The organism is Streptomyces sp. NPDC020884, from assembly GCF_044333935.1.
GTDB lineage: Bacteria > Actinomycetota > Actinomycetes > Streptomycetales > Streptomycetaceae > Streptomyces.
In genome coordinates this window covers 353,037-371,408 of the sequence record NZ_JBIRRY010000009.1, presented here as the reverse complement: position 1 = coordinate 371,408, position 18,372 = coordinate 353,037, and the positions used below count along the sequence as shown (strand labels likewise).

The 18,372-nt window shown below is 71.5% G+C and carries 15 protein-coding genes and 1 tRNA gene; 7 read left to right on the top strand and 9 right to left on the bottom strand.

What is annotated here, in order from left to right; all coding sequences use genetic code 11:
• Positions 1-114: 114 nt before the first annotated feature.
• Positions 115-531, top strand: coding sequence for a hypothetical protein (locus ACH4UK_RS27355; RefSeq protein ID WP_398360505.1), 417 nt, complete (start codon positions 115-117; stop codon positions 529-531).
• A 398-nt stretch (positions 532-929) separates the two neighbouring features.
• On the opposite strand, the gene ACH4UK_RS27350 is transcribed toward ACH4UK_RS27355, so the two are convergent.
• Positions 930-2,336, bottom strand: a complete 1,407-nt coding sequence (locus ACH4UK_RS27350) for a cystathionine beta-synthase (RefSeq protein ID WP_398360503.1) — start codon at positions 2,334-2,336, stop codon at positions 930-932.
• A 159-nt stretch (positions 2,337-2,495) separates the two neighbouring features.
• Here ACH4UK_RS27350 and ACH4UK_RS27345 point away from each other — a divergent pair, with 159 nt between their 5' ends.
• The 3 genes from ACH4UK_RS27345 (at position 2,496) to ACH4UK_RS27335 (ending at position 6,329) form a co-directional block, all read left to right on the top strand.
• A complete protein-coding gene (locus ACH4UK_RS27345; RefSeq protein ID WP_398360644.1) occupies positions 2,496-3,497 on the top strand; it encodes an SGNH/GDSL hydrolase family protein in 1,002 nt (333 codons plus the stop codon).
• A 447-nt stretch (positions 3,498-3,944) separates the two neighbouring features.
• Positions 3,945-5,165: an acetyl-CoA C-acetyltransferase gene (locus ACH4UK_RS27340; RefSeq protein ID WP_398360501.1), complete on the top strand. Its 1,221-nt coding sequence runs from the start codon at positions 3,945-3,947 to the stop codon at positions 5,163-5,165.
• Between the two features lie 297 nt (positions 5,166-5,462).
• Positions 5,463-6,329, top strand: a complete 867-nt coding sequence (locus tag ACH4UK_RS27335) for a hypothetical protein (protein WP_398360499.1) — start codon at positions 5,463-5,465, stop codon at positions 6,327-6,329.
• Positions 6,330-6,356: 27 nt separating this feature from the next.
• Here the strand turns inward: ACH4UK_RS27335 and ACH4UK_RS27330 are convergent, their stop codons facing one another.
• Positions 6,357-6,674, bottom strand: coding sequence for a hypothetical protein (locus ACH4UK_RS27330; protein ID WP_398360497.1), 318 nt, complete (start codon positions 6,672-6,674; stop codon positions 6,357-6,359).
• Between the two features lie 102 nt (positions 6,675-6,776).
• On the opposite strand from ACH4UK_RS27330, the gene ACH4UK_RS27325 reads away from it, so the two are divergent.
• Complete coding sequence (locus ACH4UK_RS27325; RefSeq protein WP_398360495.1) at positions 6,777-7,007, top strand: DUF4287 domain-containing protein; 231 nt, start codon at positions 6,777-6,779, stop codon at positions 7,005-7,007.
• A 106-nt stretch (positions 7,008-7,113) separates the two neighbouring features.
• Here the strand turns inward: ACH4UK_RS27325 and ACH4UK_RS27320 are convergent, their stop codons facing one another.
• Entirely contained in the window at positions 7,114-7,998 is an 885-nt protein-coding gene (locus ACH4UK_RS27320; protein ID WP_398360493.1) for a Bax inhibitor-1/YccA family protein, read from the bottom strand.
• A 207-nt stretch (positions 7,999-8,205) separates the two neighbouring features.
• Positions 8,206-8,291 (bottom strand) — tRNA-Leu (locus tag ACH4UK_RS27315).
• Positions 8,292-8,893: 602 nt separating this feature from the next.
• On the opposite strand from ACH4UK_RS27315, the gene ACH4UK_RS27310 reads away from it, so the two are divergent.
• Both ACH4UK_RS27310 and ACH4UK_RS27305 read left to right on the top strand, forming a co-directional pair.
• On the top strand, positions 8,894-9,664 hold the full coding sequence (locus ACH4UK_RS27310) for an ABC transporter ATP-binding protein (RefSeq protein WP_398360491.1): 771 nt from the start codon (positions 8,894-8,896) through the stop codon (positions 9,662-9,664).
• Between the two features lie 80 nt (positions 9,665-9,744).
• Complete coding sequence (locus ACH4UK_RS27305) at positions 9,745-12,279, top strand: ABC transporter permease (protein ID WP_398360489.1); 2,535 nt, start codon at positions 9,745-9,747, stop codon at positions 12,277-12,279.
• A 99-nt stretch (positions 12,280-12,378) separates the two neighbouring features.
• On the opposite strand, the gene ACH4UK_RS27300 is transcribed toward ACH4UK_RS27305, so the two are convergent.
• The 5 genes from ACH4UK_RS27300 to ACH4UK_RS27280 form a co-directional block, all read right to left on the bottom strand.
• The gene (locus ACH4UK_RS27300; protein WP_398360488.1) at positions 12,379-13,683 is read right to left on the bottom strand and encodes a class I SAM-dependent methyltransferase; all 1,305 of its coding nucleotides are present in this window, start codon (positions 13,681-13,683) and stop codon (positions 12,379-12,381) included.
• A gap of 320 nt (positions 13,684-14,003) precedes the next feature.
• A complete protein-coding gene (locus ACH4UK_RS27295; RefSeq protein ID WP_398360486.1) occupies positions 14,004-15,389 on the bottom strand; it encodes an NAD(P)/FAD-dependent oxidoreductase in 1,386 nt (461 codons plus the stop codon).
• Between the two features lie 387 nt (positions 15,390-15,776).
• The gene (locus tag ACH4UK_RS27290; RefSeq protein ID WP_398360643.1) at positions 15,777-16,739 is read right to left on the bottom strand and encodes an arsenic resistance protein; all 963 of its coding nucleotides are present in this window, start codon (positions 16,737-16,739) and stop codon (positions 15,777-15,779) included.
• A 94-nt stretch (positions 16,740-16,833) separates the two neighbouring features.
• Positions 16,834-17,775, bottom strand: coding sequence for an exopolyphosphatase (locus tag ACH4UK_RS27285; protein ID WP_398360485.1), 942 nt, complete (start codon positions 17,773-17,775; stop codon positions 16,834-16,836).
• Positions 17,772-18,314: a DUF501 domain-containing protein gene (locus tag ACH4UK_RS27280; RefSeq protein WP_398360483.1), complete on the bottom strand. Its 543-nt coding sequence runs from the start codon at positions 18,312-18,314 to the stop codon at positions 17,772-17,774. Before ACH4UK_RS27280 ends, ACH4UK_RS27285 begins: the two co-directional genes overlap by 4 nt.
• Between the last annotated feature and the right edge of the window lie 58 nt (positions 18,315-18,372).

Here is an 18,372-nt window from a genome sequence, read left to right as displayed (position 1 = left end):
TGTATGTCCATATGCAGGGGTGGGGCAGGAGGTGGCCGGGAGGGGGGTTAACCCCACGGAACCCGGGGGCTAGCCCCACTGTCCGCGGCCTCCCGGCTCCGTACCGTGGTCGGCATGGAAGCCCGTGACCACGAGCTCAAGAAGGAGCTCGCCGCCACCCTCCAGGCCCGCGGCGAGCTGGGCGCGGAGTACGAGTCCGCGCTCATCGAGTCGTTCCTGGAGAAGGTCGAGCAGCGGCTCGACACCACGCTCGACCGCCGGGTCCGCCGGCAGCTCGCCGAGCAGCAGATGAGCGTCGCCCGGGGTGCGCGTCCGGCGGAGCCGGGAAGCTTCGGGGAGCGGCACGGTCTGGGGATCGTGTCGCTGATCCTGGCGGTCCCGCTGTCCGCGATCGGCGTCGTGAACGCCGGGATCGAGGGGTTGGTCGTGGCCTGGCTCGGGATCGTCGGCGTCAACGCGTTCCAGGCGGCGCGGGGCGGCGGGCTGTTCCGCCGCCGGGAGGAGCACGCGCCGTCGGACTGGAAGGGCTGAGGCCCAGAACAAGACCGCGCGGCCGGACCCACGGGGGAGTCCGGCCGCGCCGCTGTCTGCGGAAGTATGTCGCGGGGACCGCCGCACCCCCGGTTGCCCGGGGGGCGGGACGACGACGGTCCCCGCGAGGGACGCGGTCCGGGTCAGGGCCGGATACCCGCGTCCGGGCGACGGTGGAGGTCCGGGAGCCGCTCCGTAGTCCGGTGTCGCCGTTCTGGGCGCCGGCGGGTTTCCCTGCCGACACCCACCAATGTGCCGGAGCCGTGTTAAGCGGGTGCTGCGCGGACGTGACGCGCTCGTACCGTTTTCGCGAAGGCCGGATTCCCGGGCCGTCGGGTCCCGGCCGGAGCTCGGCCTCCGGACTGTCAGGTCCCGGCCGGAGCCCCGCCTCCGAACCGTCAGGCCTTCGCCGTGCCCGCGTCCTTGGCCAGGAACGCCAGCAGGTCCTGCCGGCTCACGACGCCCTTGGGCTTGCCCTCGACGAGCACGATCGCCGCGTCGGCCCCGTCCGCGCCGCTGAGCACGGCCATCAGGTCCTCGACCGGTTCGCCCGAGCCGACCTGCGGCAGCGGGGCCGACATCTGCTTCTCCAGCGGGTCGGTCAGCGAGGCGCGCTGGGTGAACAGCGCGTCCAGCAGCTGCCGCTCCACGACGGACCCGATGACCTCGGCGGCCATCACGTCCGGGTGGCCCGCGCCCGGCTTCACGATCGGCATCTGGGAGACGCCGTACTCGCGGAGCACCTCGATCGCGTCGCCGACCGTCTCCTCCGGGTGCATGTGGACGAGGGAGGGCATCGGGCCCTCCTTGAAGTCCAGGACCGCACCGACGTTGGCGGAGGTGCCGGTGTTCTCCAGGAAGCCGTAGTCGGCCATCCACTCGTCGTTGAAGATCTTGCTCAGGTAGCCGCGCCCGCTGTCGGGGAGCAGCACCACGACGACGTCCTCGGGGCCGAGCCGCTTGGCGACCTCCAGGGCCCCGACGACCGCCATGCCGCAGGAGCCGCCGACGAGCAGCCCCTCCTCCTTGGCGAGCCGGCGCGTCATCTGGAAGGAGTCCTTGTCGGACACCGCGACGATCTCGTCGGTGACGGTGCGGTCGTAGGCGCTCGGCCAGAAGTCCTCGCCGACGCCCTCGACCAGATACGGCCGCCCGGAGCCGCCGGAGTAGACCGAGCCCTCCGGGTCCGCGCCGATGACCTGGACCGCGCCCTCGCTGATCTCCTTGAGGTAGCGCCCGGTGCCGCTGATCGTGCCGCCGGTGCCGACGCCCGCGACGAAGTGCGTGATCCTGCCCTCGGTCTGTTCCCACAGCTCGGGACCGGTGGTCTCGTAGTGCGAGCGGGGGTTGTTCGGGTTGGAGTACTGGTCGGGCTTCCAGGCGCCCGGCGTCTCGGTGACCAGCCGGTCGGAGACGTTGTAGTACGAGTCCGGGTGCTCGGGGTCGACGGCGGTGGGGCAGACGACGACCTCAGCGCCGTACGCGCGCAGCACGTTGATCTTGTCCGTGGACACCTTGTCCGGGCAGACGAAGATGCACTTGTAGCCCTTCTGCTGGGCGACGATGGCGAGGCCGACACCCGTGTTGCCGCTGGTGGGCTCGACGATCGTGCCGCCGGGCTTCAGCTCCCCGCTCTGCTCGGCCGCCTCGATCATGCGCAGCGCGATGCGGTCCTTCACGGACCCGCCGGGGTTGAAGTACTCGACCTTCGCGAGGACGGTCGCCTGGATACCTGCCGTGACGTTGCGCAGCCTCACCAGCGGGGTGTTGCCGACAAGACTGATCATCGAATCGTGGAATTGCACCGTGTACTCCGGGATCTCCGAGATGGTCCGGCCCAGAGTATGCGTACGGGACGGACTCTGCGTACGGGAAGGAGTACTCGGTGCCCCGCGCGGGGCAGGTAGGTAGATGTACGGCGGTACGGCGAGGAGGAGGTGGACCGGACTGTGTCGAGAGCAAGGGTGGCACGGCGGATCGCGGCGGGCGCGGCCTACGGCGGTGGCAGCATCGGACTGATCGGTGCGGCGGCCGTGGGCGTGTTCCTGGCGGAGGTCCAGCTCGCGAAGAGGCAGGTGGGCGGAGGTACGGCACCGGTTCCGCCGAGCGCGGACGGGCGGTACGGAGTGGCGTTCGCCGGGCCGTCAGATCCGTTGCGGCTCGGGCTGCTCGGGGACTCGACGGCCGCGGGTCAGGGCGTGCGGCGGGCCGGGCAGACCCCGGGGGCGCTGCTCGCCTCGGGGCTCGCGGCGGTGGCCGAGCGGCCGGTGGACCTGCGGAACGTGGCCCTGCCGGGGGCGCGGTCGGACGATCTGGAGCGGCAGGTGTCCCTGCTGCTCGCGGATCCGGCCCGCACCCCGGACGTCTGCGTGATCATGATCGGGGCGAACGACGTCACCCATCGGATGCCCGCCACCCAGTCGGTGCGCTGTCTGACGACGGCGGTGCGCAGACTGCGGACGGCGGGGGCGGAGGTGGTCGTGGGGACCTGCCCGGACCTGGGCACGCTGGAGCCGGTCTACCAGCCGCTGCGCTGGCTGGCCCGGCGGGTGAGCCGGCAGCTGGCGGCCGCGCAGACGATCGGGACGGTGGAACAGGGCGGGCGCACGGTGTCGCTGGGCGACCTGCTGGGCCCCGAGTTCGCGGCGAACCCGCGCGAGCTGTTCGGCCCGGACAACTACCACCCCTCCGCCGAGGGCTACGCCACGGCGGCCATGGCGGTCCTGCCGACGCTGTGCGCGGTGCTGGGCCTGTGGCCGGAGACCGACCGGCTGGACGGCGCCCGTCGCGAGGACATCCTCCCGGTGGCGAAGGCGGCGTCCCAGGCGGCCCGGGAGGCCGGTACGGAGGTCACGGGGGCGCGCGCTCCCTGGGCTCTGCTCAAGCACCGCAGGCGGCGGCGGCTGCCCGCCTCCACCGAACCCACCCCGCACACGCACCCGGACGCCGCGCACGGGCACGCGTGAGTCGACCTCGGGGTGCGACCAGCGGGCGGCCGGCTCCCTGCCGGCCGCCCGGCCGCTCGCCACGTGCTGGTGCGCCGGGGCGGCCGCCCGGTCCGCGTCCCGGGCGGCGATGGCCTCGTACAGCTCCTCGTGCTCGGCGCACTGCTGGTCGGCGTCCCGCTGGGCGGTGAGCCGGAACAGCCGTGCGTACGGGCTTCCAGCGACTCGCGTACGTCGAAGAGGTCCCGTACGTCGGTGGGGGTGAAGGGGGCCACCAGCGCGCCCCGGTGCGGCACCAGGACCACCAGGCCCTCGGCGGCGAGCAGCCGCGGCCCGGCGGTCCTGAGCAAGCGCTTAGAAAAGAGTCCCGCATCACACGGCCTGCCGGGTGACCCCGGCGATACGTCCGGGTAACTTCCAGAGGAGTTCCGCCGTCCACACAGCCTTCCAGCCCCTTGGAGCCGCGTGATGCCCGAAGCCGTGATCGTCTCTGCCGCCCGTTCGCCGATCGGCCGCGCCTTCAAGGGGTCCCTGAAGGACCTGCGCGCGGACGACCTGACCGCAACGATCATCGCGACGGCGCTGGCCAAGGTCCCCGAGCTGGACCCGAAGGACATCGACGACCTGATGCTGGGCTGCGGCCTGCCCGGCGGCGAGCAGGGCAACAACCTGGGCCGCATCATCGCCGTGCAGTTGGGGATGGACCACCTTCCCGGCTGTACGGTCACCCGCTACTGCTCGTCCTCGCTCCAGACCAGCCGGATGGCGCTGCACGCGATCAAGGCGGGCGAGGGCGACGTCTTCATCTCGGCGGGCGTCGAGATGGTGTCCCGCTTCGCCAAGGGCAACTCCGACAGCTGGCCGGACACGCACAACCCGCTGTTCGCCGAGGCCGAGGCGCGCACCGCCGCCCGCGCCGAGGAGTCCGGCGCGAGCTGGCACGACCCGCGCGAGGACGGCATCGTCCCGGACGCGTACATCTCGATGGGGCAGACGGCGGAGAACCTGGCCCGGACCAAGGGCGTCACCCGCCAGGACATGGACGAGTTCGGCGTACGGTCGCAGAACCTCGCCGAGGAAGCCCTGAAGAACGGCTTCTGGGAGCGGGAGATCACCCCGGTCACCACCCCCGACGGCACCGTGGTCGCCAAGGACGACGGCCCGCGCGCGGGCGTCACCCTGGAGGGCGTGCAGGGCCTGAAGCCGGTCTTCCGCCCCGACGGCCTGGTCACCGCGGCCAACTGCTGCCCGCTCAACGACGGCGCGGCCGCCCTGGTGATCATGTCCGACACCAAGGCGCGCGAGCTGGGCCTGACCCCGCTGGCCCGGATCGTCTCCACCGGCGTCTCCGGCCTCTCCCCCGAGATCATGGGCTACGGACCGGTCGAGGCCAGCAAGCAGGCGCTGAAGCGGGCCGGTCTGACCGTCGACGACATCGACCTCGCAGAGATCAACGAGGCGTTCGCCGCCCAGGTCATCCCGTCCTACCGGGACCTCGGCCTGCCGCTGGACAAGGTCAACGTCAACGGCGGCGCGATCGCGGTCGGCCACCCCTTCGGCATGACCGGCGCCCGCATCACCGGCACGCTGATCAACAGCCTCCAGTTCCACGACAAGCAGTGGGGCCTGGAGACGATGTGCGTGGGCGGCGGCCAGGGCATGGCGATGGTCATCGAGCGGCTGAGCTGATCTGAGCTGAGCTGAGCCGAGCCGAGCCGAGCCGCAGCGGAGGCCCGCTCCCCTCCCGCGCGGCGGGGGTTTCGAACCCCACCGAGCTCCGACCGTGACCGAATCTCCCCCAGGATGTGATCTGCGTCCCGGGGGAGAGTCGTTTCCGCAGGTCACCTGCCATATGGGGCTAAACATCGGACCGAAAGACCTGTCCATTTCGTGACGTAATGCACTGACAGCACGTACCGGTACAGGCCAAGCTGATGTAGGAAGTCGGGGGTATCGATAGAAACCGGGAGTATGTCAGTGAGCGCCATGTCATTTGCCCTGTTGCTGACCACCGCCGCTGCCACGGCCGTCGGCGCCGCCGCACTGCACGCCGCTCACGGGCTGCGCAAGCAGGTCACGGCTCTGCGCACGGAGCTGGCCGCCGGCCACGCCCTGAGCGCATCGGTGCCACCACAGAGCCGCAGTACGGCCACCCCCGCCGAGGAGATACGCGCGGCCGTCGCCGAAGCGCTCGCCGAGGAGCGGGAGCGCGAGCTCGCCGAGGCGCGCGCCTTCTGGGCCGCCCAGGAGGCCCGCGACGCCGCCGACGCCCCGTCCCTGCTGGGCGGCCTGTCCGGTCTCGGCGACGACGCCCCCTACTACCTGCCCCGGCAGGCCGACTTCGCCGGTCTGGAGTCGATGGACCTCGAAGCGGCCGAGGCGATGGAGGAGCTCGCGGAGCTGAGCGAGCGGACCCTGGCGGAGCACGAGGTCGGCGAGCTGACCGACCTCCCGGAGCTCGCGGAGTTCCCCGACGACTCCCCCGAGCTGGCCGCCGCCCGCCGCCGCCACCCCTCGCACCCGGACTTCGTCCCCGTGCAGACACCCGTGGTCACCGACCACGAGCGCACCGTGAGCCGCCTCGAAGAGCTGGCCGACACCGCGACCGAACTGACCGACGTACGGCCCGGCCCGCTGGGCACCCTCGATGTGTACGTCTTCGCCGACGGCACCACGCTCTGCATGACCCCCGGCCACCGCGAGACCGCCGAGCGGCTCGCCGACGCGCTGCGGGCGGGCCGGCAGCCGGTGCTGCTGGGCGGCTCGGGCGTCTCGGGCGCCTACGCGCTGACCTTCTCCTGCGGCGAGGACAACGTGTACATCCTCGCCGACCGCGTCATCGCCTCGTTCTGACCGCCGGGCGCGGGCCGCTCACACGCATCACGCGAAAGCCCGCGCCGCCGCTTCCCCGACGTATCGCACGGCCTCGTCCAGCTCCTGGGACGGGGCCGTTTCCAGTGCCACGGCCAGATCCCGCCCGGCGACGGCGAGTTGGTCGCCCACGGCGAACATCCCGGCGTCCGGCAGCTCCCGGGGCTCGGCGTCCGGATGCTCCAGACGCTGGGCCCGCACCGCGAGTTCGCGGGCGGCGGCCAGCGCCTCGGCTGCCGCACCGCGTTGCAGGCGGCTCTGCGGGGCCGAGCGCAGGCGGTCGGCGAAACGGTCCACGGCCAGGATCAGGGGCGTCGTATCGAGCACCCGGCCGACCCTACGCGCCCCCTCCCGCATGGTTGCCAACGGCCGTCCGCTCGGGCACGGTGTCGGGAAGGAACAGCAACGCGCACTGCGTCGGAGGCGCCGATGTCCCCTGTCTTCTCCGAAGAAACCCACCGCAACCTGCTCTCCCGGATCCCCCAATGCACCGGTCGTGGGATCTCCGACTGGCTCCGCACCGTCGACGAAGGCCCCTCCCTCGTGCGCTTCGAGGAGAAGGTCAGCTGGCTGCGCGGCGAGCACGACCTCGCCTACGGCCACGCCAAGGCGATCATCCACGAGCACGACCTCAGGCGGGCCGCACGCAAGCTGCTGTGACCCCGGCCCGCCCGGTGCGCCCGCACCGGAACGCGGAAACGGCCCGCAGGCGTGATGCCTGCGGGCCGTTCCGGTGTCACGGGTGTGACGGGTGCTGCTCGGCCGGTCAGTCGTCGCCGCTGAGGATCGCGACCAGGCGCAGCATCTCGATGTAGATCCACACCAGGGTCACGGTGAGGCCGAAGGCGGCGAGCCAGGCCTCCTCGCGCGGAGCGCCGTACGCGATGCCGTCCTCGACCTGCTTGAAGTTCAGGGCGAGGATGCACGCGCCGATGACGATGGCCACGATGCCGAAGACGACGCCGAGGGCGCCGCTGCGGAAGCCGAGGCCGTCCCCGCCGCCGAACACGGCGAACAGGAGGTTGACCATCATCAGCAGCATGAAGCCGATGGCGGCCGCCATCACGAAGCCGTAGAAACGGCGCGTGACCCGGATCAGTCCGGTGCGGTAGGCGATCAGCACACCGGCGAAGACCGCCATGGTGCCGATCACCGCCTGCATCGCGGCGCCCGGGGCGACGTACATGCTGACGATGTTGCTGACGATGCCGAGGAAGACACCCTCGAACGCCGCGTACGTCAGGATCAGCGGCGGCGAGGGCCGGCGCTTGAACGAGTTGACCAGCGACAGGACGAAGCCGATGATCGCGGCGCCGATGGCCACGCCATAGGCGCTGCCCAGGTTCGCCCGGTCGACCGGCATGACCCACCACGCGATGGCGGCGGCCACGATCACGGTGCCGAGCGTCATCGCCGTACGCGTCACCACGTCGTCGATGGTCATCGCGTCGGGACGGGTGGGCGCCTGCGGGGCGCCGTGGGTGTCCGTCTGCGCGTAGGGGTTGGTGGCGTACGGGTTGGCGGCGGTGCCCTGTGCGTACGGGTTGGCTCCCGTCGCGGGGGCCCCGGCCTGCGGCGCCGCGTTGAAGCCCGCGTGGCCGTTGTCGCGGCTGAACCCCCGTCGCGAGAAGACCGGGTTGCTGCTCCTCATCTCACTCCTCCATGGCCACACTGCGTGGCCTTGCCACAAGAGTAATGGGTAGGCAAAAGAATCACCCTAGTGCCAGGGGAGGATCTTTGGCGCGGTCTGCCACGAGGTCCCTCGGGAGGCGTCCGGGGCCAGGTGCCCGGGGCCGGGGGGCGGCGTCGTCGCGCCGGTCGCGCTCAGGGCCGTCCGGGTCACGCACGGTGCGGTGCGTGGTGCCCGGAGCCGGACTCGAACCGGCACGCCCCCGAGGGGCAGCGAGGTTTAAGCTCGCCGTGTCTACGTTCCACCATCCGGGCGTGCCGCGCGGCTCCGCGTTTGGCTACCGACCCTATCCGGGGACGTCCCTCGATCAGCGGAACAGTGGCGCGATGTTGTCTTATTTTATTGACCGCTTGAGGGTCCGTCAGCACATCGGGCCGGTCTGACCGCACGCCCGCGGCCGATCTCGGGCGGTCGACGCGCCGAACGGGAATGACGGAAAGTCGCCGCACTCGTACGGCCCAATGCGCCAGGTCCGCGCCAGGCTTCGCCAGGGTGTCCGCCACCCTCGGGTCCCGCGTCGTCGCGGGACGGCGCGCCCGCCGCCGCGCGGGCTGCCGCGGCGGCCCGCCCGACCGCACCCTGCCGCGCTCACGCAGAGTGACGGAGAGGTGGCGGCCACGACTCCGGTCAGGGTCGGTGTCATACCCGAGGAGGACGGATCCAGGCCCCCGATGCGACTCAAGAGGGCCACGGGAACGGGCATCGGGAGTGACGACCGGGCGCGATCGGGACGTAACGATGGAGTAAGTCCCCGGGGCATGGCGTCAGCGCCCGCCCCAGCACGGGCCAGGCGTCCGTGTTCTCGCGTATCCCGCGTATCCCGCGTATCCGCATCATCCGAATCAGGAGCGTCCCTGTGACCACCACCCCCACCGTTCACCGCGCCACCGCGGTGGCTGCCCGCGCCACGGAGCTGTCGAAGGTCTACGGCGAGGGCGAGACGCAGGTCATCGCCCTGGACCGGGTGACCGTGGACTTCCCGCAGGGCGAGTTCACGGCGATCATGGGCCCGTCGGGCTCCGGCAAGTCGACGCTGATGCACTGCGTCGCCGGCCTCGACAGCTTCAGCAGCGGTTCGGTGCGCATCGGCGACACCGAGCTGTCCACGCTGAAGGACAAGCAGCTCACGCAGTTGCGCCGGGACAAGATCGGCTTCATCTTCCAGGCGTTCAACCTGCTGCCGACGCTCACCGCGCTGGAGAACATCACCCTGCCGATGGACATCGCGGGCCGCAAGCCCGACGCCGCGTGGCTCCAGAAGGTGATCGACATGGTGGGGCTCTCGGAGCGGCTGAAGCACCGCCCGACCGAGCTCTCCGGCGGCCAGCAGCAGCGCGTCGCCGTGGCCCGCGCCCTGGCCTCGCAGCCCGAGATCATCTTCGGTGACGAGCCGACCGGGAACCTGGACTCGCGCTCCGGCGCCGAGGTCCTCGGCTTCCTGCGCAACTCGGTGCGCGAGCTGGGCCAGACCGTGGTGATGGTGACCCACGACCCGGTGGCCGCCTCCTACGCGGACCGGGTCATCTTCCTCGCGGACGGCGCGGTCGTCGACCAGATGATGCACCCGACCGCCGACGGCGTCCTCGACCGGATGAAGGCGTTCGACGCGAAGGGCCGCACGAGCTGACGCGAGCGGCCCGCCGGACCCCGGCCCGCCGCCCCCGCGTCCCCGACCCCCTTCCGGAACCCATCCCAGGACACACAGACATGTTCCGTACCGCCCTGCGCAATGTGCTCGCGCACAAGGCCAGGCTGCTGATGACCGTGCTCGCCGTCATGCTCGGCGTAGCGTTCGTCTCCGGCACCCTGGTCTTCACCGACACCCTCGGCAACGCCTTCCGCAACCAGTCCGCCAAGAGCTACGACGACGTCGCCGTCGCCGTGGAGACGTACGCCGGCGGGCGCGACGAGAAGACCGCCGGCATCGACAAGGCGACCCTGGAGAAGATCCGGGGCCTGGACGGCGTCGCCTCCGCCACCGGCCGGGTCAACGGCTTCGCCGGGGTCGCCGACCCCGACGGCAAGCTGATCGGCAACGGCTGGTCCAACACCGGCGCCAACTTCGCCCCCGGCAAGGACGGCAAGGACGCGAGTTACGTCTTCACCGACGGCTCGGGCCCGGCGGAGAAGGGCTCGGTCGCGCTCGACAAGGACACCGCGAGCAAGGGCAAGTACCGCGTCGGCGACCCGGTGCGGGTCGCCACCAACGGCCCGGTGAAGGAGTACACCCTCTCCGGGATCTTCACCACCGAGGACGGCGCGGTCAACGCGGGCGGCAGCCTCGTGCTGTTCGACACCCCGACCGCCCAGAAGCTCTACCTGAAGCCCGGCGTCTTCAAGGACGCCACCGTCACCGCCGCCGGCGCGGTCTCCGACCAGAAGCTGCTGGACGAGATCACTCCGCTGCTGCCCGAGGACGCGACCGCGCAGACCGGCAAGGCGCTGGCGGACCAGCAGGCGAAGGACATCGAGAGCGGGCTGTCCGGCCTCAACGGCATGCTGCTGGCCTTCGCGGGCATCGCCCTGTTCGTCGGCATCTTCCTCATCGCCAACACCTTCACCATGCTGGTCGCCCAGCGGACCCGTGAGCTGGCCCTGATGCGGGCCATCGGAGCCTCCCGCCGCCAGGTCAAGCGCTCGGTGCTGATGGAGGCCGCCGTCGTCGGCACGCTCGCCTCCGTCATCGGCTTCGCCCTCGGCCTCGGCCTCGCCACCGGACTGCGCTCCGCGATGGGGCTCCTGGGCGGCAAGATCCCCGCCGGCCCCCTGATCGTCTCGCCGACCGCCGTCGGCTCGGCCCTCGCGGTCGGCATCCTGATCACCCTGCTGGCCGCCTGGCTGCCCGCCCGGCGGGCCGCGAAGATCGCCCCGGTGGCCGCGATGAGCAGCGTGCACTCCGCTGCCTCCACCAAGTCCCTGGTCGTACGGAACTCCATCGGCGCGGTGATCGCGCTGCTCGGCGCCGCGGGCATCGTCGGCGGCGCGGCGGCCGGCGGCACGTCCGGCAGGCAGCTGGTCGCGGGCGGCGCGTTCTTCGCCCTGATCGGCGTGATCATCCTGATCCCGCTGCTCTCCCGCCCGGTCATCGCCCTGGTCCGGCCGCTGCTGAAGAAGGTGTTCGGCGTCTCCGGGAAGCTGGCCTCGCAGAACGCGGTCCGCAATCCGCGGCGTACCGGAGCCACCGCCTCCGCGCTGGCCATCGGACTGACCCTGGTCACCGGCATCTCGGTGCTCGGCGTCACCCTCGGCCAGGCCATCGACAAGATGACCACGGACAACATCAAGGCCGACTACATGGTCTCGATGGCCAGCGGCGACTCCCTCGACCCGTCCGCGCTCAAGGCGCTGGCGAAGGCCGACGGCGTCTCCGCGCTCTCCCCGCAGCAGGCGGCCTGGTTCGAGGCCGACGGTGAGCACTTCTCGGCCTCCGCCGTCACCCCCGGCGACGTGGAGCAGGTCTTCTCGCTGACGACCGAATCCGGTTCGCTGGCCTCGCTGAAGGAGGGCCAGGTCGCGGTCGGCTCCAAGACCGCGAAGTCGAACGGCTGGAAGACCGGCGACACCGTCCCGGTGAAGTTCGACGACGAGAAGAAGGGCGAGCTGACCATCGGGGCGGTCTACAAGGAGAACGACTTCCTGTCGACCTTCGTGATCCCCAAGGAGCTGGCGGACGCGCACAGCACCACCTCGCGCCCCGAGATCCGCGAGATCTGGATCAAGGCGGACGGCGGCGCGAGCAAGGCCAACGAGCAGTCCATCGTGAACGCGCTCGGCGACAACCCGGCGATGAGCGTCATGGACCGGCAGGACATCCGTGACATGTTCGGCGGCTTCATCAACACCGCGCTGAACATCATGTACGGGCTGCTCGCCATGGCCCTGCTGATCGCGGTCCTCGGGGTCGTCAACACCCTCGCGATGTCGGTGTTCGAGCGGCAGCAGGAGATCGGGATGCTCCGCGCGATCGGTCTCGACCGGGGCCGCGTCAAGCGGATGATCCGTCTGGAGGCCGTCGTCATCTCGGTCTTCGGCGCGGTGATCGGGGTCGGCCTCGGCGTCTTCCTCGGCTGGGCGATCGGTCAGACCCTGTCCGCCGACATCCCCGGCTACGCCCTGGTCATCCCGTGGGACCGGCTCGGCGTCTTCCTTCTGCTCGCCGCCCTGGTGGGCGTCCTCGCCTCGCTGTGGCCCGCCCGCAGCGCCGCGAAGCTCAACATGCTGACGGCGATCAAGACCGAGTAACCGGAGCCCCGGGGACGGGGACGAAGGGGACGACGAGGGGCCGGTGCACCGCTGGGAAGCGGCGTACCGGCCCCTCGCCCGTTGCCGTGGGCGTACGGGTCAGTCGCGCGCCGGCGCCGTCCAGGTGCGGGCGCGCAGCGGCATCCGGGAGCCGCCGCCGTCCAGCGGGCGCACCGCGAGGATCTGGTTGACGCCGATCTTGTTGTGCTCGAAGGAGAGCGCGGACGCGGCCATGTACAGCCGCCATACCCGGGCCCGGCCCGGGGAGGTGGCGCGGACCGCCCGCTCCCAGTGCCGCTCCAGGTTGGCCACCCACTGGCGCAGGGTCAGTGCGTAGTGCTCGCGCAGCGCCTCGACGTCCCGGGCCTCGAAGCCGGCCTCCTCCAGGGTGGCCAGGGTCCGGCCGACGGGGGCCAGCTCCCCGTCGGGGAAGACATAGGCGTCGATGAACGCGTCGATGCGGTAGGCGTCCTCGTCCTTCTCGGGGCGGCGGGCGATCTGGTGGTTCAGGAGGCGGCCGCCGGGCTTCAGGAGGGCGTAGAGGTCATCGGCGTACTCCCGGTAGCGGACCGAGCCGACGTGCTCGGCCATGCCGATCGAGGAGATCGCGTCGTACGGGCCGTCACGGACGTCCCGGTAGTCCTGGACCCGGATCTCGATCCGGTCGGTCAGGCCCTCCTCGGCAATGCGTTTGCGGGCGTGGGCGGCCTGTTCCCGGGAGAGGGTGATGCCGGTGACCCGCGCCCCGTAGGCACGGGCGGCGTGGATGGCCATCGAGCCCCAGCCGCAGCCGACGTCCAGGAGCCGGTCGCCCTCCTTCAGGCCGAGCTTGCGGCAGACCAGGTCGAGCTTGTCGCGCTGGGCGTCCTCGAGGGTTCCGCCGTCCTGCCAGTAGGCGCAGGAGTAGACCATGGAGGGGCCGAGGACCAGGGCGTAGAAGTCGTTGCCGACGTCGTAGTGGTGGCTGATGGCCTCCTTGTCGCGGCGTCTGGTGTGCAGCGGCCCGGCACGGCGGCGCACCTCCTCCACGGGCGGGGCGGGCGGCGGCCAGGGGCCCGCGAGGGCGAGGAGGCCGCGGGCGAAGGCGCGGACCTGGGGGTCGCGGACCGGGTGGACGCTGTCCTTGGCGTCGGCTCCGCGGTCCCAGAGCAGTCCGGCGATCCGGTCGAGCACCTCGTACAGATCGCCGTCGACATCGATCTCCCCGGCCACCCAGGCGCGGGCCAGGCCCAGTTCGCCCGGCCTCCACAGGAGCCGGCGCAGGGCGCGGCGGTGGCGGATCACGAGGACCGGGGCGCCGGGCGGCCCCGATTCGCTGCCGTCCCAGGCCCGGATCCGGACCGGCAGGGGTTCCGAGAGCAACTCCTCGGCAAGAGCGGTCAGCCGCGACGCGGCGTCTGCCATGGCGCACACCTCCGTGGTGTTCCCCGACAAGCACAATGCGTACAGACATGCTCGTAGCCTCGTCACGACACCCCGGTGCCGCGGCGAGGTACACCTGCGTCAACTGTCCTCGCACCCTCCGTCATCCCGCTACCGGGCAACGAAACGGCAAAGTGCATGCAGGCACCATCCACATCGGCGGGACGGGGCCACCGGCCCCCTCGCGGCCCCGGCCCCCGACCGCGCCCGGATACGCCGAAGGGGCCGTCCGCACCACGGATGGCGGACGGCCCCTTCGGGCGTCGTACGGTGCGCTCCTCACGGAGCGTCCGACCGGGGGGTCAGGAGGCCTTGGCCTTCTCGCCCTCGGACTTGGCGGCGGCCGGAGCCGGGGCCGGCTTGGCGGCCTCGTAGAACTCCTCGCGCGGCGTCTCCATGGCGCCGAGCGAGACGACCTCGCGCTTGAGGAACACGGCGAGCGTCCAGTCGGCGATGACCCGGATCTTGCGGTTCCAGGTCGGCATGGCCATGCCGTGGTAGCCGCGGTGCATGTACCAGGCGAGACGGCCCTTGAGCTTGATCTTCACCTTGCCCATGACGATCATCGCGACGCCCTTGTGCAGGCCCAGACCGGCGACCGCACCCTTGTTGGCGTGGCTGTACTCCTTCTGCGGGAAGCCCCGCAGGCCGGAGATCACGTTGTCGCCGAGGACCTTCGCCTGACGCAGCGCGTGCTGGGCGTTGGGCGGGCACCAGGCGTTCGGGTTGCCGGCGCGGCGGCCGACCATGTCCGGCACCTGGGCGTTGTCGCCCGCGGCCCAGATGTAGTCGGTGCCCTGCACCTGGAGCTTCTCCGAGGTGTCCACGTGCCCACGGGGGCCGAGCGGCAGGCCGAAGCGGGCCAGCGCCGGGTTCGGCTTCACACCGGCGGTCCACACGATGGTGTTGGAGTCGACCTCCAGGCCGTTCTTCAGCACCACGTGGCCGTCGACGCAGGAGTCCATCGAGGTGGAGAGGTAGATCTCCACGCCGCGGCTCTCCAGGTGCTCCTTGCCGTAGGCGCCCAGCTTCGGGCCGACCTCGGGAAGGATCTTGTCGGCGGCGTCGACGAGGACGAAGCGCATGTCCTCGCGCTTCACGCTGGTGTAGTACTTCGCCGCGTCGCGGGCCATGTCCTCGACCTCGCCGATGGTCTCCGCGCCGGCGAAGCCGCCGCCCACGAAGACGAACGTCAGCGCCTTGCGGCGGACGTCCTCGTCGGTCGTGGAGTCAGCCTTGTCCAGCTGCTCCAGGACGTGGTTGCGCAGGCCGATGGCCTCCTCGATGCCCTTCATGCCGATGCCCTGCTCGGCGAGGCCGGGGATCGGGAAGGTACGGGAGACCGCGCCCATCGCGATGACCAGATAGTCGAAGGGCAGCTCGTAGGCCTCGCCGACGAGCGGCGAGATCGTGGCGACCTTGCGGTCCTGGTCGATGGTCGTGACACGACCGGTGAGAACCTCAGCCTTGGGCAGCACGCGTCGCAGGGGAACGACGACGTGCCGAGGCGAGATGCTGCCTGCAGCAGCTTCGGGGAGGAAGGGCTGGTACGTCATGTACGAGCGCGGGTCGACGACCGTGACGGTCGCCTCTCCGTACCGCATCTTCTTCAGAATGCGACGAGCTGCGTACAGGCCTACGTACCCACCGCCTACAACGAGGATCCTGGGACGCTCCGTGGTGCTCATGCCATCGAGTATCCACCCCTCCCCAGGGGGGTGCTCGTGAGCCCCTTCACAAGGATTGGCCTACCCTCTGCTACACTTCGCCGCCCACGTGACCCACTTCATGGGCGCCCCGGGGAACCACGCCACCCCCGGAAACGTTGTTCACCGCTTGTGAGCTGGCCCTTGACCCTCCGGGCGGGGTGAACCACCACTCCCCTTCATACGGACGCAACACCCCGGGAACGCGCCCGGGACGCCTCCGCGCGGCCCCGAAGACCCCCCGCACGGGCTCGATGGGCCCGAACTGCGGCCAACAGGGCCCCATTCCTTGTGAAGAAGTTCACGAACTTTCTCGCGGCGCGTCCCCGAAGGGCTCCCGAGGGCCCTCCGGAGGGGCCGGATCGGGGCTCAACGGTGCAGGTCGTGATGCGATTGAGCGGGCAGCAGGCGGGGGACGGCACGGACGCAGAGCACCATCCCGACCACCTCCACGAGGGTCTGGGCGACCACCACGACGGCCGCGACGGCGTACGCGTCCGGCAGGGCCAGGGCGAGGGGCAGGACGACCAGGGAGTTGCGCGTCGCCCCGCTGAAGACCACGGCCCGCCCCCCGGGCACATCCAGCCGGAAGAGCCGGGCGACCGCCTTCCCCGCGAACGCCATCACCACCAGGAACGCCGCGTAGAAGGGGACGACCGCGGCGACGTCGGCGAGGCTCCCTCCCAGCTCCGGCACCTGGGAGGCGACGACGACCAGCAGGGTCGCGGCCATCAGCGGCACCATCGCCGTGCTCGCCGCGCCGGACACCCGCCGCCCGCTCTCCCGCCGCCCCGCCCAGAACTGGAGCGCCCAGGCCAGCGCCAGCGGAACGGCGATCAGGAAGACGAACGCCTCCAGGAACGGCCCCGCCTCCACGAGGTCGGCGAGCCCGGAGCCGAGGAACACGTACAGGAGAGCCGGCAGCAGCAGCATCTGCGCGACCAGCAGCAGCGGGGTCGCCGCGAGCAGCCGGCGGGCCGAGCCCCCGGCCAGACCGCTGAAGACGATCACGTAGTCGACGCACGGGCAGAGCAGCACGAGCAGCACACCGAGGCGCACCGCCCGGTCGGCGGGCAGGAAGGCGAACAGGGCGGCGACCACGAGCGGCACCACGAGGAAGTTCACCACCAGCACGGCGGACAGGAACCGGCCGTCGCGCAGCGAGCGCAGCAGCTCGGCCGCCGGGACCTGGAGGAAGGTCACGAACAGCAGCGCGCCCAGAACCGGGTTGATGAGGTGCTCGAGACCCGGCCCCGCGGCGGGGGCGGCGAGCCCGAGGAGGGCGCCGAGGGCCATCGCGGCGAGGTAGATCACCACCTGGTGGTGTTCCATCCGCTCGACGGGCCCGCGCGGGGCATCCGTCGGTTCCCGCGTCACCGGCCGCTCACCCGCCGCGCTCCCTCCCCGGCACCGGCCGGCCGCTCGCCTACGCGGCGCTCCAGGCGATGCCGTCCAGGATGTCGTGCTCGCTGACGACGACCTCGTGGGCGCCCGTCCGTTCCATCACGGCGAGCAGGACGAGCGCTCCGGCCCCGATCACGTCGACCCGGCCGGGGTGCATCACGGGGATCGCGGCGCGCTCCTCGTGGGTCGAGCGCAGCAGGTGCTCGGTGATCGCACGGACCTGGCCGCGGGAGATCCGGGAGTGGTGGATGGCCTCGGAGTCGTACTCCGTCAGCTCCAGCGCGATCCCGGCGACCGTGGTGACGGTGCCCGCCAGGCCCACCAGCGTGCCGGCCCCGGTGAGCGGCACGGTCTTCTCCGCCAGGTCGAGGGCCGCGTCGATGTCCGCGCGGATCGCGGCGACCCGCTCGTGGCTGGGCGGGTCCATGACGGCCCCGTCCACCACGAGGTGACGCTCCGTCATCCGTACGCAGCCGACGTCCACGGACCGGGCCGCGTCGACCCGGTCCGAGCCGAGGACGAACTCGGTGGAGCCGCCGCCGATGTCGACGACCAGATACGGCTCCGCCAGGTGGTCGCTGCCCGCCAGCTCCTTGGTGGCCCCGTCGAAGGAGAGCTGCGCCTCCTGGTCGCCGGTGATCACCTCGGGCTCGACGCCGAAGATGTCCCGGACCCCGGCCACGAACACGTCGCTGTTCTCGGCGTCGCGGGACGCGGAGGTGGCGACGAAGCGGATCCGTTCGGCGCCCAGCTCCGCGATCGTCGCCGCGTACGCGCGGCAGGCCGCGAACGTCCGCTCCAGCGCCTCGGGGGCGAGCCGGCCGGTCTTGTCGACGCCCTGGCCGAGGCGGACGATCGTCATCCGCCGGTCCAGCTCGGTGAAGGAGCCGGTGGCCGGGTCCACGTCGGCGACGAGGAGCCGGATGGAGTTCGTACCGCAGTCGACGGCGGCGACCCTGGTCACGCGTCCTGCCCTTCGGGGGCCGCGGAGCACGGTGTGACGCAGGCGCCCTTGGCCCACCACTCGGGCAGCATCGCGATGGCCTCGTCGCCCAGCGGGTTCACCCCGGGTCCGGCGGCCAGCGAGTGGCCGACCAGGACGTGCAGGCACTTCACCCGGTCCGGCATGCCGCCCGCGCTCGGGAAGCCCTCCAGGACCTCGATGGCGTCGCGGCGGGTGAGGTAGTCCTCGTGCGCGGCCCGGTAGGCGTCGGCCAGCTCCGGGTCGGTCTCCAGACGGGCCGTCATCTCCCTCATGACCCCGTTGGCCTCCAGCGTGCCGATCGCCGAGGCCGCCCGGGGGCAGGTCAGGTAGTACGTCGTCGGGAACGGCGTGCCGTCCTCCAGACGCGGCTGGGTCTCCACCACGTCCGGATTGCCGCACGGGCAGCGGTGCGCGATGGCGCGCAGACCGCGCGGCGGGCGGCCGAGCTGCTGCTCGAACGCGGCGATGTCCGCGTCGGTGGGCCGGGTGGACTCGGTCTGCGGAGGGGGCGTTTCCATGCCTGCCTTGGTTCTGCTCGGAAGCTCGTCGAAAGGAAGTGGACGGGGGCGTACGGAG